This window comes from Pseudooceanicola antarcticus (assembly GCF_900215355.1).
Lineage (GTDB): Bacteria > Pseudomonadota > Alphaproteobacteria > Rhodobacterales > Rhodobacteraceae > Pseudooceanicola > Pseudooceanicola antarcticus.
On the sequence record NZ_OBEA01000003.1, the window covers coordinates 453,325 to 470,339 of the forward strand.

A 17,015-nucleotide genomic window follows, 5' to 3' on the forward strand; every position below is an offset into this window, starting at 1 on the left:
TTGTCCTCGCGTCTAGATGCTTTACTTTTCGAACCACTTGCTTTTTGATTAACTCATCAATCAAGAAAAACACAACCCCAAGTCCAACGGAAGGAAACGACATGACCCGTTTCAACATGATGATGACCAGCGCGGCGGCTCTGGCACTCACCACGGGCGTCGCCATGGCAGATTGCGGCGACGTCAGCTTCTCGGATGTCGGCTGGACCGACATCACCACCACCACCTCGGCCACCAAGCAGGTGCTGGAAGCGCTCGGCTACGACGTCGACGTGAAGGTCCTTTCGGTGCCCGTGACCTTCAAGTCGCTGGAAAGCGATGACGTGGACATCTTCCTGGGCAACTGGATGCCCGCCCAGGCCGGCGCCATCGGCCCCTACCTGGACAGCGGCGAGATCGAGACCGTCGCCACCAACCTGGAAGGCACCAAGTACACCCTGGCCGTGCCCGCCTATACCTACGAGAAGGGCCTGCAGAGCTACGGCGATATCGCCAGCTTCCGCGACAGCCTGGACGAGAAGATCTACGGCATCGAGCCGGGCAACGAGGGCAACGCCTACCTCGTCTCGCTGGCCGAAGAGAACAAGCACGGCCTGGAAGGCTTCGAGGTCGTCGAGAGCTCCGAGCAGGGCATGCTGTCCATGGTGCGCCGCGCCGTCGACGACGAGGAAGACATCGTCTTCCTGGGCTGGGAACCCCATCCCATGAACGCCAACTTCGACCTGAAGTACCTGCCCGGCGGCGAGGACTTCTTCGGCGGTGAAGGCACCGTGCATACCGTGACCCGCAAGGGCTACGTGGAAGAATGCCCGAACGTCGGCACCTTCCTGGGCAATCTGAAGTTCAGCCTGGCGATGGAAAACGAGATCATGGGCAAGATCCTCGACGATGGCGAGGATGCCGATGACGCCACCATGGCCTGGATGAAGGCCAACGGCGACGTCGTGATGTCCTGGCTCGAGGGCGTGACCACCGTTGACGGTGGCGACGCTTCCGCCGCGGTCTCCGAGGCCTTCGGTCTCTGATCCACATGGAAGGCCCGGTCCCCGCGACCGGGCCTTTTCTTCAGGGGCCGTCCCGCAGTGGTGACGGTCCCAGCTGAATTCCCCGGAATACGAAGGGAGGTCCGCCTTGGATTGGCTGACGGAAAACAAGATCCCCGTAGGGGACTGGGCCAGTGATTTCTTCGACTGGCTGAGGGACAATTTCGAGGGCATCGTCGATGTCATGGCCAATGGCGCCGAGAACCTGATCGACGGGTTGCTCTGGCTGCTGCAGGAGCCGCCCGAGCTGGTGGTGATCGCGGCCTTCGTGGCCCTGACATGGGCGCTGCAACGCAGCTGGAAGACCTGCCTCTTCGTGGCCCTGGGCTTCCTCTTCATCCTCAACCAGGATTACTGGGAAGAGACCACCGAGAGCCTCACGCTGGTGATCTCCTCCTGTATCGTCTGCATGGCCATAGGGGTTCCCATAGGCATTGCCGCGGCGCACCGCCCGCGGCTCTACCAGGTCATGCAGCCGGTTCTGGACCTGATGCAGACCCTGCCCACCTTCGTCTACCTGATCCCCGCCATCGTCTTCTTCGGCATCGGCATGGTGCCCGGCCTGATCGCCACGGTGATCTTCGTCGTCCCCGCGCCGATCCGCCTGACCTACCTCGGCGTCTCTTCGACACCGAAGCCGCTGCTGGAAGCCTCGGAGGCCTTCGGCGGCACCAAGACCCAGACCCTGACCAAGGTCGAGCTGCCCTATGCGCTGCCGCAGATCATGGCCGGCCTCAATCAGACCATCATGCTGTCGCTGTCGATGGTCGTCGTCGCCGCTCTCGTGGGCGCGGATGGCCTTGGCGTGCCGGTGGTCCGGGCGCTGAATCAGGTGAATACCTCGCTTGGCTTCGAGAGCGGCTTCGTCATCGTCGTCGTTGCCATCATCCTTGACCGCATGCTGCGCATCGGAGGCCGCAAATGAGCGATCAACAGAAACGGGCCGCCGTCGAATTCGACAATGTCTCGATCGTCTTCGGGGACTACCCCGGCAAGGCGCTGCCGATGATGGACGCGGGCAAGGACCGCTCCGAGATCCAGAAGGCCACCGGCCAGGTGCTGGGCGTCCACGATTGCTCGATCACCGTCGAAGAGGGCGAGATCCTCGTGCTGATGGGGCTCTCGGGCTCGGGCAAGTCGACCCTGCTGCGCGCCGTCAACGGGCTGAACCCCGTGGCCCGCGGCGAGGTGCGCGTGCATGCCAACGGCTGGAGCGCCTCGCCCACCAATTGCAGCAAGGACGACCTGCTGAAGCTGCGCCGCGAAAGCGTCGCCATGGTCTTCCAGCAATTCGGCCTGCTGCCCTGGCGCAACGTGCTGGACAACGTGGCCCTGGGGCTTGAGCTGTCGGGCATGACCCGCAAGGAACGCGACGAGAAGGCCCGTGCCCAGCTTGACCTGGTCGGCCTGACCGACTGGGCCGAGAACAAGGTGGGCGAGCTTTCGGGCGGCATGCAGCAGCGTGTCGGCCTGGCCCGCGCCTTTGCCACCGAAGCGCCGATCCTGCTGATGGACGAGCCCTTCTCGGCGCTTGATCCGCTGATCCGCACCCGTCTTCAGGACGAGCTGCTGGAGCTGCAGGAGAAGCTGAAGCGGACCATCATCTTCGTCAGCCACGACCTGGACGAGGCCTTCAAGCTGGGCAACCGCATCGCCATCATGGAGGGCGGGCGCATCGTGCAATGCGGCTCTCCGCAAGAGATCATCGCCAACCCGGCGAATGACTACGTGGACGATTTCGTCACCCACATGAACCCGCTGAATGTCCTGCTGGCCGCCGATGTCATGTCGGCCGACAAGGCCGAGGGGGCCCAGGCCCATGTCTCTCCCGAGACCCCGGTGGGTGAGGTCATCCGTGTCCTCACTGGCAAGGACGATGTCGTCGGCGTGCGGGACGATGCCGGCCTGGAGCTTGGCTCGATCACCAACCAGGACATCATCTCGGCCCTGCATGCCAAGGCGCCCAACTCGGACGCCTGACGGTTCCCTGACCCAGACAAGAGGCCCGGCAAGTCAGCTTGCCGGGCCTCTTGCGTTTGTGCGGTGAGGAACCCGTCCACGCGCCGCCCCCCGGGCGGGGTCAAAGATTTGAAACGCATTCCTGAATGGCGCGGTGACTTTTCCGTTTTGCGGTTTGAATTGCCGTTCAACGGGAAACACCCATGGGTTGTATGGTGCTCGCGTGTTCCCCGTTCCCATGACTCATCAATAGATTGAATCCGGCATGAACTTTGCCGCAGAGACCATTTTTGGCCTTGGGAAGTCGTTCCCAACTGTTAGAGAGCTATTGACTGACAGGTCCAATTTGGTCGACTGGTCGCGCGGTGTTGGTGAATTTTTTTCCGGTGAATATATTTGACTACCAAGAGGACTTTCCATGAAACGCGCGGTTCCCGATCCTGAAGGTGCGGAGTTCGCCAACGCCCTTGCCATTGTTGGTATGGCCTGCCGCTTGCCCGGCGGTAACGAAACCCCGGATGACTACTGGCAGTTCCTTCTCGACCGTAAGACCGGAATCCGCGAAGTGCCCGAAGATCGCTGGAATGCCGAGACCTATTACAGCGAGAATTCCGACGCCATCGCCTCGGCGACGACGAAATGGGCTGGATTCCTCGATGATATTCGCGGTTTCGACGCGAAGTTCTTTGGTATTTCCCCGCGCGAGGCCGCGGCGATGGACCCGCAACAGCGGCTGCTGCTGCAATGCACCTACGAGGCGTTGCAGGATACGCAGCGCGCGGCTTCCGACTATTCCAGGGGCAAGACCGGGGTGTTCGTCGGGATCTCCCAGTCCGACTACCGCACCATCCAGGAACTGCGCCCGACCAACCCCGAGAATTTCGCCGGCACCGGCTATGCGCTCTGCATCAGCGCCAACCGGGTGTCGCACCGGCTGAACCTGAAGGGGCCCTCCTACGCGGTGGATACCGCCTGTTCCTCGTCGCTGGTGGCGCTGAACCAGGCCGTGCAGAACCTGCATTCGGGCGCCTGTGACGTGGCCGTGGTGGCCGGCGTCAACGTGCTGGCGCACCCCTCGTCCTTCATCGCCTTCTCGCGGGCGGGGATGCTGTCTTCGACCGGGCAGATCTCGACCTTCGACAACCGCGCCAACGGCTTCGTGCGCGGCGAGGCGGCGGGCGTGGTGGTGTTGAAACCCTACCACAAGTCGCTGGAGGACGGAGACCGCATCCACGCCCTGATCCATGCCTCGGCCTGCAATCAGGACGGCTTCACCCCGACCATCACCGCGCCCGCGCAGGACAGCCAGATCGACATGCTTGAGGATCTCTTCACGCAGTCCGGTGTCGACAAGGCCTGGGTCGGCTATGTCGAGGCCCATGGCACCGGCACCCCCGTGGGTGATCCCATCGAGGCGGGCGCCATCGGCACCGTGATCGGCCAGCACAATGCCGAACGTCCGGTCTGGATCGGCTCGGGCAAGGCCAATGTCGGTCACGCCGAGGCGGCGGCCGGGATCTCGGGCCTGATCAAGGCCGTGCTCGCCGTGCGCAACGGCGTCGTGCCGCCGAACGTCAATTTCGACACTCCGAACCCCAATATCCCCTTCGATGCGCTGAACCTGAAGGTGCCGACCGCGGCCGAGCCCTTCCCCGAGGCCGGTGGCCTGCGCTTTGCGGTGGTCAACTCATTCGGCTTCGGCGGCACCAATGCCTCGACCCTGATTTCCTCGGTGCCCGCGCAGGCCGCCGTGCCGGTGATGCCCGTTGCCCGCAGGGGCGCGCAGGACTTCCCCTATTTCTTCCCGCTCTCGGGCCCCAGCCAGGAGGCCATCCTGGCCAATGCCGGGGACCTGCTGGCGCTGCTGAAGGACGAAGACAGCGCCCTGTCGCAGCTTTCGCTGGCCGAGCTGTCGGCGGCGCTTGGCAAGGACCGCGCCCATCTCACCTACCGCACCATGCTGCTCGCCCGCAGCCGCGACGAGCTGCTGGAGGCGCTGGAGCTGCTGGTGGAGAACGACGAAGAGAAGCTGTCGGAGGCGAAGACGGTGATCACGGGCCAGGCCCGCACCGAGACCTCGCTGTGCTTCGTCTTTGCCGGGCAGGGCAGCCAGTGGTGGGCCATGGGGCGCCAGTTCATGGAGCATTCCCCCGTCTTCCGCGATGCGGTCGAGGCCTATGATGCGCATTTCAAGACGGTTGCCGGCTGGTCCCTGGTGGATGAGCTGCTGGCGGACGAGGCCTCTTCCCGCATTGACGACACCGCGGTGACCCAGCCTGCGCTCTTTGCCATCCAGGCGGGTCTGGGTGCGGTCTGGGAGAGCTTCGGCATCAAGCCCGACATGGTGGTGGGGCACTCGATCGGCGAGTCCGCGGCCTCCTACATCGCCGGGGGCCTGACGCTGGAAGGCGCGGCCAGCTTCCTTTCGAAGCGCGGCGTGGTACGTGATCAGCTGGGCCAGAAGGGCGCCATGGCCGCCGTTGGCCTCGCGCCCGAGGATATCGAGCCGCTGTTGCCGCCGAAGATCAACGTCGCCGCCGTCAACGGGCCGGGGTCCACCACGATCTCGGGCGACTACGACACGTTGCATGCCTTCGTGGAGGAGTTCCAGGAAAGCCAGCCCGATACCTTCATCCGCATCCTCAAGGTCGATACCGCCTGGCACTCCTACCAGTTGGAAGCCGGGGAAGAATGGTTCCGACGCGAGGTGAAAGAGGTGTCGTGGCGGGTGCCGCAGATCCCCTTCATCTCGACCGTGACCGGCAAGCCGGAAACAAAGTTCGACCTGGAATATGCCTGGCTGAACTTGCGCCGTCCGGTGATGTTCCAGCAGGGCATCGAGACCGCGCTGAAGATGGGGGCCACCACCTTCGTCGAGCTGGGGCCGCATTCGACCCTGATGGGCCCCACGAAGTCGACAGCGCTTGAGGCCGGTGCCAAGGTCGATGTCTTCCAGTCGCTGTCTCGCAAGGAAGCCGATTTCGACATCTTCGCCCGCACCGCCGCGCAGCTCTATGTCTCGGGCTACGCGCTGGACTGGGATGCGCTGGCCGGCGGGGCAGAGGCACCGCTGGCCCTGCCGCGCAATCACTGGATGCAGGAAAGCCTCTGGCAGGACAGCGAGGAAAGCCGCGCCGCCCTCTACGGCGCCCGCCCGCATCCCTTCCTGGGCCGCAAGTCCGCCGACGCGGGCAGCGCCTGGCGGATGGAGCTGAACACCAAGGCCTGGCCCTTCCTGAAGGACCACCGGATGCAGTCCGAGACGCTGTTCCCCGGCGCAGGCTACCTGGAAACCCTGGTGGCGCTCGGGGTCGAGCTGCACGGCGACAAGCCGTTGGAGCTGTCGGACACGGTGATCCACGAGGCGCTCTTCCTCGAAGAGGACCAGGACATGCTGGTCTCGGTCTCCTGGTCGCCGGACCGCAAGCGCGCCAAGCTCTTCTCGCGCCCGCGTGACAGCCGCGACGACTGGGTGCTGCGCTCGGAAGGCAAGATCCGCGTCACCGATGTGCCCGCCCCCGAGGCGATGCCCTTCGATCCCGCGACCACCGAGTTGCAGGAGGTCGATGCGGCGCTGGTCTATGACGTGGATTCCAGCCAGGGCTTCGTGAACTACGGCCCCGCCTTCCAGGTGATCGACCGCATCTGGGTCGGCGAGCACAGCGCCGTGGCGCGCATCAAGGCGCCCGAGGCGATCAAGGGCCAGACCGAGACCTTCTATATCCACCCCTCGCTGATGGATGGCTGCCTGCAGATGTGCGATCCGCGCATCTCGGCGGCGACGATCCACACGCCTCGCAAGCCCGGCGACATGGCCTATCTGCCCGTCGGCGCCCGCAAGCTGCGCTACTACGGCCGTCTGCCCGACGAGGTGATCGCCCATGCGCACCGCGCCCGGAACCCGGTGACGGGCGAGATCGAGGCGCATTTCACCGTCACCGACGTCGATGGCCGCGTGCTGTTCCAGGCCGAGGGCCTGCTGACCCAGCCGCTGCCCACCAAGGCCGCGGCAGAGGCCACTGACGAGGTGCTGCCGAACTTCACCGTCGAGGGCCTTTCCGAGATCCGCGACGAGCCCGCGCTGGTCGACGATGCGCTTGGCACCTGGCTGGTGCTGGCCGAAAGCGCCGCCGATGTGGCCCCGCTGGTCTCCGAGATGACAGCCCTTGGCGCCGCGCCCGTGGTGCTGACCCGCGACGCACTGGGCGAAGAGCTGGTGCAGGCGGTCGAGGACCAGCACGGCGAGGCGCTGGAGCAGGCGCAGGTGAAGGGTATCTTCTTTGCAGCCGCCCTCGGTGCCGCCGGTACCCCTGCCGATGCCGAACCCGCCGATCTCTATGCGCAGATCGAGCGCAACGTGATGGACCTGATCACCATCGGCGACCTGATGGACTTCCACCGCACCAACGAGGTGGCCCTGCCGCGCATCGCGGTGCTGACCTCTGGGGCCTATCCCGACCCGGTGACCGGCAAGGCCGGTGCTGCCGGGCTGACCCAGACGCCGATTTCGGCGCTTGGCCGGGTTCTGGCCACCGAGACGCCGGAATACCACGTGCGGATGTTCGACCACGACGGCTCGGACGCCGCGGGGCTGGCGCTGCGCCTGCTGTCGGACACCCTCGAAACCGAGACGGTGATCCGCGAGGGCAAGACCTATGGCGCCCGGCTATTCGCCCGCGAGACGTCAGAGTTCGAGCCCAAGCTGGTCGATGTGCCTGCCAGCGACGAGACGGTCAACTTCCACGCCACCATGCGCCAGCCGGGCGTCATAGATGACCTGGGCCTCTGGGAGCTGCCGCTGGAAGCGCTGGCCGACGACGCGGTGCGGGTGCGTATCTCTGCGGTCGGCATGAACTTCCGCGATGTCATGGCCGTCACCGGCCTGCTGCCGGAAGAGGCAGAGCCCGATCCCGCCTGGCAGCACCTGGGCCTGGAGTTCGGCGCCGTGGTCCATGCGGTCGGCAAGAACGTCACCGGCCTGAAGCCGGGAGACCGGGTCATGGGCATGGGCCGCCGCTGCCTGCAGCGCTTCATGGACGTGGACCCCCGCGCCCTGACCGTGCTGCCCGAGCATATCAGCCTGGAGGAAGCCGCCACGATCCCCTCGGCCTTCGCCACGGCGCATTACGCGCTGAACCGCGTCGGTCGCATGCGCAAGGGCGAGAAGGTCTTCATCCATGTCGCCACCGGCGGCGTCGGCATGGCCGGCATCCAGCTGTGCCAGGATGTCGGGACCGAGATCTTCGCCACCGCAGGCAGCCCCGCCAAGCGCGAGCTGCTGGCCGAGCTGGGCGCCCATCACATCATGGACAGCCGCAGCCTGAAATTCGCCGATGATGTCGAGCGGATCACCGAAGGGCGCGGCGTCGACGTGCTGCTGAACTCGCTGCCCGGCGAATATATCACCAAGGGTCTGGATATCGTCGCGCCCTATGGCCGCTACCTGGAAATCGGCAAGGTCGACGTCTATGCCGACAGTGCCATCGGCATGAAGGCCCTGCGCAAGAACGTCTCGTTCTCCTGCCTCGATCTGGCGGCCATGGGCCAGGAGCGGCCCGAGCTGCTGGCAGAGCTGATGCAGGAGGTGGTCGAGATGTTCGCCGAGCGCCGCCTCAAGCCGCTGCCGGTGACGTCCTTCCCGATCAGCCAGATCGGCGATGCGGTCCGCTACATGTCGCAGGCGCGGCACGTGGGCAAGGTCGTCGTCTCGCTGGAGGAAGCCAGCTTCAAGATCCGCCGCGACATCTCGCGCCCCGTGGCGCTGTCGGGCGATGCCTCCTACCTGATCACCGGCGGCACCAAGGGCTTTGGCCTGACCATCGCCGACTGGATGAGCCGCGCCGGCGCCGGCAAGCTGGTGCTGACCTCGCGCGGGGGCAGCTTCCTGAAGGAAGACATGGACCGCGTGAAGGCGATGCAGGCGCGTGGCACCCAGGTCGAGGCGCTGGCGCTCGATGTCACTTCCGAGACCGAGATGGAGGCCTATGTGGCGGCCGCCACGTCCGACGCCACCCACCCGCTGCGCGGCGTGGTCCATGGCGCGGCGGTGATCAAGGATGGCTTCCTCAACCAGCTGACGCCCGAGGTGATAACCGAGGTGCTTAGGCCCAAGGTCCTGGGCGGCTGGATCCTGCACCGGGCCTTCGAGAAGGCAGGCGTCGAGCCCGACTTCCTGATCGGCTTCTCCTCCATCGCCGAGATCATCGGCTCGGGCGGGCAGGGCAACTACGTGGCGGCCAACGCCTTCCTGACCGCGCTGGCGCGCTATCGGGATGGCCTTGGCCTGAACGGGACGGCGATCAACTGGGGTGCCATGGCTGAATCGGGCTTCGTCGCCCGTTCCGACGGCATGGCCAGCTACCTGGAATCGGTGGGCCTGCACGGCCTCACCGATGAAGAGACCGACATGGGCATGGAGATCGCGGTCTCCCGCGATGTGGCGGGCTTCTGCTACTCCAAGGCCGACTGGGTGCAGATCGCTCGGGCCAATGCCGCGCTTGGCGGCAGCCCCCGCATCGCGCCGCTCCTGCAGAAGGACGGCTCGGGCGGTGGCGAGGTGCGGGCGCGACTGATGGCGCTCAGCGGCGACGAGCTGCGCGCCGAGGCCATCGAGTTCCTCAAGGACGAAGTGGCCAATGTGCTGAAGATCGACAAGGCCACGATCCAGCCCGACCGCCCGATGTCCGAGCTGGGCCTCGACTCGCTCTCGTCCTTCGAGCTGAAGATGCGCGTCGAGACGGCGCTTGATTTCACCATGCCGGTGTCGCGCTTCCTGGCCGCGCCCTCGATCGACGAATTCGCCAAGATCCTCGAAGAGGAGATCGCCGCGATGGTCGAGGCCGAGGCCAATGCCGCGAGCGCCGAAGAGGCGGGCGGCGAGGGCGAGGCCGAGGGGGCGGACGTGGCCCTTGGCTTCCAGGGGACGGATCACCAGGTGGACCTGCTGCGCAGCTCTCTGGCGCCGATGAGCTCGACCTCCGGCAAGCTGTCGCTCTTCCATCACCGCACCGCCGGCATCTCGACCGACCGGGCGGCGGCAGAGGCGGCCATGGCGGTGCTCGCAGAGCGCCACCCGTTGCTGCGCCTGCGCGCAGAAGGGGCGGGCGAGGCGCTGGTGCTGCAACTCGACGGCGCGCCGCAGGTGCTGGAGGCGCTGCCCGAGGTGCCCGAGGTGCCCGATGTGGCCGCGGGCCAGCTGGTCGTGCTGGCGGTCGGCGCGGGCAAGGTCAGCCTGATGCTGCACCTGGCCGTGGGCGACGCGGCTTCTGCGGACCTGCTGCTGGCCGAGCTCTCCGCGCTGCTGCGGGGCGAAGAGCTGGCCATCCCCGCCGCACGTGACGAGATCGACGCGGCCCTGGCGGCCTGCCGCTACGACGAAGAGAGCGCCGAGGGCAAGAACGACCGCGCCTTCTGGTGGTACGCCGTGAAGGCGGGCGCCGCCCCGGTGCCCTTCGCGCGCCGGGCTCGGGCGCTCTTGCCCCAGGGCATGGGCCGCGAGCGGGGCCGTACGCAGGTGTTGTCGCTGCCGCTGGACGGGGCGGATCTGTCGGAAGACCGCATCCTGCTGCGTTTCGCGCGCGGTCTGCGCGCCGCGACGGGCTCGTCCGGCAATGTGCTGGTCACCCGGATCGCGTCGGCACGGGAAGGGCTGGAGGGGACCCCGGCCATCGGGCCCTTCGAGCAGGCCCAGCCGGTGCTGGTGGAATGTGATCTGCCCGAGGCCCTGGCCGAGGCGCGCCTGAGGCGCGTGCTGGCCGCCGCCGCGGCGCATCGCCACTTCGGCAGCGCCGCCGCGGCGAAGGCCTTTGCCAAGAGCTTCCGCGACTGGAAGGTGCATCCCTTCCAGCTGGCGGTGACCACGGGCGAGGCGGCCTCGCGCGCGGTGCACGCAAGCCATGACCTGGTGCTGGAGATCGACGCCGAGGCAGGCGAGCTGCGGCTCGTGCGCGACCTCGACGTGGTGACCGAGGGCGAGGCCCGCGCGATCCTCGCGGCCTTCGAGACGGCGCTGGTGCCCGCCCAGTAGGCTTTGCACGATGACGCTTTCCCGCCCGAGACGTCGGGCGGGAGGCAGGTTTGCCGGGGGCGTGGTCGCCCGGAGACAGGAAGACAAGTGACCATGGACACTCTGACCCGCGCCGAGGCGCAACCTCTTGGCCTCTGGCAGCGCTACCAGATCCGACAATTGACCGACCCGGCCTGCACACCGACCGGAGCGTCCATCTGGCTATTGTCCTTCGCCATGCTGATCCGGCCCAAGGCTGACCGCAGGCGGCTTGGACGTGCCTTCCAGAAGCTGGTGCGCCGTCACGACGGGCTGCGGCTGCGCTTCGAGCAGGATGACAGCGGTTGGCACGGGGTGATGAACCCGGTCAGCGCCTATGGGCTGACCGAGGTCGAACTGGGCGAAGTGGATGACGAGACCTTCCGCGGCAAGCTCAACGAGGTTGCGCGAAAGCCCATGGATATCCGCTCGGAAAAGCTGGTCGAGCTGGTGCTGCTGAACTGCGGCAGCCGGGGCGACGCGGTGGTCTGGCGCATCCACCATGCGCTGACCGACGGTTTCGGGATGATCGTGCTGGCCGAGGATCTGTTCAAGTACATGCTGGGTCTGCCCATCCTCAGCTCGGCGCTGTCGCACCGGGACTACATCCGGCAATGGCAGAGCCCGAAGGGCGCCCGCGCCGCCGAGGTCGAGGCCTATTGGGCCCGCGTTGCCGCCGATGCGCCGCCCGCCCCCGACGTGGGACGAAGGGCCCGTGGGCTAGAGCCGCTGCACCTGTCCAACGCTGTCCGCGAGAGCAGGGGCCTGAACGTGCGGATCTCGGCGCAAAGCGCCGAGGCGTTGCGTGCCCGCAGCGCCGAGACGGGGCTTTCGCTGCAGCATCTGTTCTTCGGTGGCTTCCTCGAGGCTGTCTGCCGCATCCATGGGCTTGACCGGATGATCTTCGACTTCTCGGCCATGCGCACCGAGCCGGCCCTGTCGAACTATTGCGGCGATCACACGCTTGATCCCTTCATCATCTACCGCCCCGACCATGGCTCCGACCCTTGGGACCGCGCCGCCCGGCTGCAACGCCAGTACTTGGAGGCCATGGCCCATCTGCCCGCCGATGCGGCCCGGCGCGGCAGCCGGCTTGAGCAGAAGATGATCGAGGCCGGTGTCTATCCGCGCCAGTTCGCCACCTATGTCCCGAGGGCCACCAGGCGGGAGGAGGGCTCGACCTTCAGGAACGCCTTCGCGGCGCGCGCGGGAGAGACCGTCAGCTTTGGGGCGCATAGCTTCACGCCGCTGGAGCTGGACCAGAATGTGCACAGTCTTAACGAGTTGCAGGTGATTGCCATGGATGATGTCGGCACGGCTGCTTTCGGTCTCGGCTGGGATGCCGATGCCTATGACACCGAAGACATAGAGACGCTGGCGGCCCGGATCTGCCAGATCCTGGACATCGACCTGATTGAACTGGTGCCAAGATGACGCCTGCGAATTCCTCTGCCCGCCGCCGCGACGGCGACCTGGTGCAGGCCAATCCCCGAGACTACGGCTATTCGCCCAACATGCCACGCCTCTGGCACGGGATGACCTTCCAGGCCTGGCGCGGGATGTCGCGCGGCCAATGGGTGAACCGGGACCTGATCCGTCCGGGGCTCTTTGCCTCGGTCACGGCCCTGAGCCTGGGCAATACGCTGATGGCGGCGCTCAGCGATCTGCTGTTCGGCCGGGCGCTGGAAAAGGTGAAGATCGAGCCCGATCCGGTCTTCGTGCTGGGTTTCTGGCGCTCGGGCACCACCTGGCTGCACCAGCTGCTGTCCAATGACCCGCGCTTCACCGCGCCGACCTCGCTGCAGGTCTTCATGCCCGAGACCTTCCTGGTGCTGAGCCGCGTGATGCGCCCACTGGAGAGGCTCTGGCTGCCGAAGAGCCGGCCCATGGATGCGGTGGCGCTGAAGGCCGATACCTCGGAGGAAGACGAGGTGGCGCTGGCGGTCTCCGGGGCGGCCTCGATCATGCGGGCGCTGTCCTATGGCAATCTGAACGATCCGCGGGTGACCTGGGATATCGACAGCCTGCCCGAGGCGGACCTTGACCATTGGCGCCGCACCTGGATGCGCTTCCTGACCAAGGTGCAGTACCGCGCCCCGTCCAAGCAACTGCTGCTGAAATCGCCCGGCCACACGATGCGCATCCGAGAGGTGCTGCGTCAGTTCCCCAATGCCCGCTTCATCCATATCATCCGCGATCCCTACGCGGTGGCGGCCTCCTATCTGTTTTCCTCCGAGGCGATGACCGCGACGCAGACCGTGCTCAAGGTCATGCCCACCGAGGCAGAGCAACTGGATGGCGCGCTCAGGGTGCTGCCCGAGTTTCACCGGGCCTTCGAGGCGCAGAAGCACCTGATCCCCGAAGGCCGCTACACCCAGATCCGCTACGAGGCCCTGAGCAAAGACCCCAAGGCGGTGCTGTGCGGCGCCTACGAGGACCTGGGTCTGGACAGCTTCGGCGATCTCGAGCCGGGGCTGGATCGCATGATCGAGGCGCGCCGGGGCTACAAGGCCGGCAGACCTGCGCTGGACCCGGTTCTGGCCCGGCGCATCGAGACGGATTGGTACGAGTATTTCGAGCGTTACGGCTACCCGATACGAACAGAATAGAAGATCTTGATGACCATTTCCGACCGCATCGCGGCCCTCTTGTTGCGCCACCTTCGCAAGCTCTCTGCGCTTGTGCTGCTGATCGTTCTTGGCCTCGGGGCGGGGATTCCGGCGCTGACCTTCTCGGCCGACAACACCAGTTTCTTCGGCAAGCAGAACCAGGAAACCCGCGACCTGGAAGACCTTGGTGAATTCTACACCGGCTCCAGCGGCTTCCTGATCATGGTCAAGCCGCCCGAGGGCGAGATGTTCTCTCTGAACACCCTCGAAGCCCTGAAGGAAATGACGGCGGATGTCTGGCAGGCCCCCTTCGCCCTGCGCGTGGATTCCCCGGCCAACTTCAACCACAGCCGTTCCGAGGGGGAGGACATCATCGTCGAGCCGTTGCTGGACGAATATGCCGAGGTCACCCCCGAGGTGGCGGAGCGTTTCCAGGAGGTCGTCTCGACCAGCCCCGAGATGCGCAACCGGCTGGTGGCGGCGGATCTGCAGGCCTATGGCATCTCGCTGAACACCGTGCTGTCGGATGACTTCGAGGCGCGCCGGGACGAGCTGCTGGCCTTCCTCGACCAGATGGAGGCCGATTGGGCCGAACGCTACCCCGGTTTCGAGATCCGCATGACCGGCGATGTGCTGGGCGGGCTGACCCTGGCCCTGGCCGCGAAGCAGGACATCCTGACCCTTGTGCCCATGGCCTTCGTGCTGGTGATCGCGCTGCTGCTCTTCTTCCTGCGGGTGCCGCTGGCGGTGGGTGGTGCGGCGCTGGTGGTCCTGCTCAGCACCATCGGCACCTTCGGGTTCACCGGCTTCCTGGGGATCGAGCTGACGGCAGGCACGGCGATCAGTCCGATGGCGGTCATGGTGCTGACCGCGGCCTCCTGCATCCACCTGATCCTCAGCTGGTTCCGCGAGCTCGACCGGTCGGACCGTGCCACCGCCCTGCATCACGCGATATCCGAGAACCTGGCCCCGGTGCTGGTGACCACCGTCACCACCGCGATCGGCTTCCTGGCGCTGAACTTCGCCGAGGCGCCGCCGCTGCAGGACATGGGCAATATCGTCGCCTTCGGGCTGATGATCGGCATGATCGCGAATTTCACCCTGCTGCCGCTGGCCCTGCGCGCCAGCCGCGCCCGTGGCGGCGACCGGCTGCCCCTGCGCGAGGGGATGATGCGGGTGCTGGCCGACCTCGCCGTGCGCTACCGTCGCGGCTGGATCACCGGCTTCCTGGCGCTGATCCTGGTGGCGGGTCTCGGCATCGGGCGTATCGGCTATGATGACAGCCTGGTGCGCTATTTCGATGACCGCTTCGAGTTCCGCCAGGACTCCGACGAGATCCAGCAGCATCTCACCGGGCTCGACAACCTTCAGTTCTCGTTCACCGCGCCCGAGGGCGGCTCTGTCTTCGATCCCGACTTCCTACGCGATATCGACCGTTTCACCACCTGGATCGAGACCCAGGACAACGTCGTCGGGGTCTCGAGCCTGACCCAGGTGATCAAGCGGCTCAACATGTCGATGAACGGCGACGCGCCGGCCTTCGACCGTATCGCGGACAGCCGCGAGGCCAATGCCCAGCTGATGATGTTCTACGAGCTCTCGCTGCCGGTCGGGCTGGACCTCAACTCGACCATCGACGTGGATCGGCAGCGCACCCGCGTGGTCGTGCTGATGCGTGCCGAACACAGCGAGGACGTGCGCGGGCTGGCCAAGGTGGCCGAGGCCTGGATGGCCCGGAACACGCCCGACACCCAGGCCCGCGCGGCGGGGATTTCCTACGCCTTCTCCACGGTCTCCGAGCGCAACAACTCGCAGATGCTGGTCGGGCTGGTTCTGGTCCTGGTGCTGGTTTCGCTGATCATGATGGCCACCCTGCGCAACGCGCGGATGGGGGTGATCAGCCTGGCGCCGAACGTCCTGCCGGCCATCTTCGCCTTCGGTCTCTGGGGGATCAGCTTCGGCGATGTGAACCTGGGATCAACCGTGGTCACGACCATGACATTCGGGATCGTGGTGGATGACACGGTTCACTTCCTCATGCACTATCTGGACGGACGGAAGAGGGGCCGTTCCACAGTAGATGCCTTGCAGGAGACGTTCCGGGTCGTAGGGTCCGCCATTATCGTGACCTCGATCTGTCTCGCCATCGGATTTCTCGTCATGGCGACCTCCGGCTTTGCAATCAACCAGCACCTCGGTGCGCTGACTGCCATCGTGATCGGCTTCGCCCTGCTGGCGGATCTGCTGTTTCTCCCCGCACTGCTCCTCAGCTTTGACAGGACGAAAGCAAAATGACCAAGACCATGTTTACCGCGATTGCCGCGATTGTCGCGGCTCTCTTCATCGGGCTGGGCCCGGCCAGCGCAGAGACCACCCAGGAGAAGGGGCTGCGCATTGCCCAAAGCGTGGGCCAGGAGCCCGGTTTCCGCGATCAGGCGGCCGAGGGCGAGATGATCCTGACCACCAAGTCCGGCCAGACCAGTATCCGCCGCTTCGAGGCCCGCGCGGTCGAGACCTCTCCGGGCGAGACGCGCTCGGTGCTGACCTTCCTCTGGCCCGGCGATATCCGCAATACGACCCTGCTGACCCATTCCCATGCCGGCGGGCGCGACGACGACCAGTGGCTCTACCTGCCGGCCGTCTCGAAGGTGCGGCGGATCTCGTCTTCGGGTCGCTCGGGCTCTTTCGTGGGCAGCGAATTCGCCTATGAGGACATGAGCGACCAGGACGTGGACAAGTACACCTACAACTGGGTTGCGGATGGCAGCTGTCCGGGTGGCGGTCGCTGCCATATCGTCGACCGTTTCCCCAGGGGCGCCTCGGCCTACAGCTACGAGCGCGTCTGGATCGAGCAATCGCGCAAGCTGATCCAGAAGGTCGAATACTACGATCGCCGCAAGGCGCATCTGAAGACCATGCTCATTTCAGGCTACCGCAAGCACAACGGCAAGTATTGGCGTGCCGCGAAGATGGAAATGAGCAATCACCTCACTGGCAAGGGCACCACCCTGACCTGGGACGGCTTTACCTTCGACAGGGGGGTCAACCCCAACGACCTGACGGTCAGCGCCCTTCGCAAGGGCCTTTGAACAAGCAGGCAAAGGGCGAATCGCTCTCCCTCGGGGGAGGGCGATCTGACCTGAAAACAGGCAATGTGGATCAGGCTGTCCGACAGAAACCCTGAATAAGAGGTAAACGGGGCCATTCACACAACCATAGCGTGGCTTTTGTGTCCTTGCCGCATCGGCCGCTCTGCGCAATTCGGGCAACATACGTTTTCGGATATTTGGTGTGGCGCCCGGTGATACTTCTCTAGCCAATCAGCAATTGGAGTAATTTGAATGTCGTATTTCTCGGGGG

At 65.7% G+C, this 17,015-nt stretch carries 8 protein-coding genes; all 8 read left to right on the forward strand.

Annotation, left to right across the window (positions count from 1 at the left end; all coding sequences use genetic code 11):
- Positions 1-101 precede the first annotated feature (101 nt).
- Complete coding sequence (choX, locus tag CRO50_RS10145; protein WP_097145778.1) at positions 102-1,025, forward strand: choline ABC transporter substrate-binding protein; 924 nt, start codon at positions 102-104, stop codon at positions 1,023-1,025.
- Positions 1,026-1,131: 106 nt separating this feature from the next.
- The gene (choW, locus tag CRO50_RS10150; protein WP_097145779.1) at positions 1,132-1,968 is read left to right on the forward strand and encodes a choline ABC transporter permease subunit; all 837 of its coding nucleotides are present in this window, start codon (positions 1,132-1,134) and stop codon (positions 1,966-1,968) included.
- Positions 1,965-3,023 (forward strand): choline ABC transporter ATP-binding protein, encoded by a 1,059-nt coding sequence (gene choV / locus CRO50_RS10155; RefSeq protein ID WP_097145780.1) that lies wholly within the window; start codon positions 1,965-1,967, stop codon positions 3,021-3,023. The genes choW and choV overlap by 4 nt, the downstream gene beginning before the upstream one ends.
- 397 nt (positions 3,024-3,420) lie before the next feature.
- On the forward strand, positions 3,421-11,028 hold the full coding sequence (locus CRO50_RS10160; protein ID WP_097145781.1) for a type I polyketide synthase: 7,608 nt from the start codon (positions 3,421-3,423) through the stop codon (positions 11,026-11,028).
- A gap of 93 nt (positions 11,029-11,121) precedes the next feature.
- A complete protein-coding gene (locus CRO50_RS10165; RefSeq protein WP_097145782.1) occupies positions 11,122-12,480 on the forward strand; it encodes a condensation domain-containing protein in 1,359 nt (452 codons plus the stop codon).
- Entirely contained in the window at positions 12,477-13,655 is a 1,179-nt protein-coding gene (locus CRO50_RS10170) for a sulfotransferase family protein (protein WP_097145783.1), read from the forward strand. Before CRO50_RS10165 ends, CRO50_RS10170 begins: the two co-directional genes overlap by 4 nt.
- A gap of 9 nt (positions 13,656-13,664) precedes the next feature.
- A complete protein-coding gene (locus CRO50_RS10175) occupies positions 13,665-15,950 on the forward strand; it encodes an efflux RND transporter permease subunit (RefSeq protein WP_097145784.1) in 2,286 nt (761 codons plus the stop codon).
- Entirely contained in the window at positions 15,947-16,744 is a 798-nt protein-coding gene (locus CRO50_RS10180; RefSeq protein WP_097145785.1) for an outer membrane lipoprotein-sorting protein, read from the forward strand. The genes CRO50_RS10175 and CRO50_RS10180 overlap by 4 nt, the downstream gene beginning before the upstream one ends.
- Positions 16,745-17,015 lie beyond the last annotated feature (271 nt).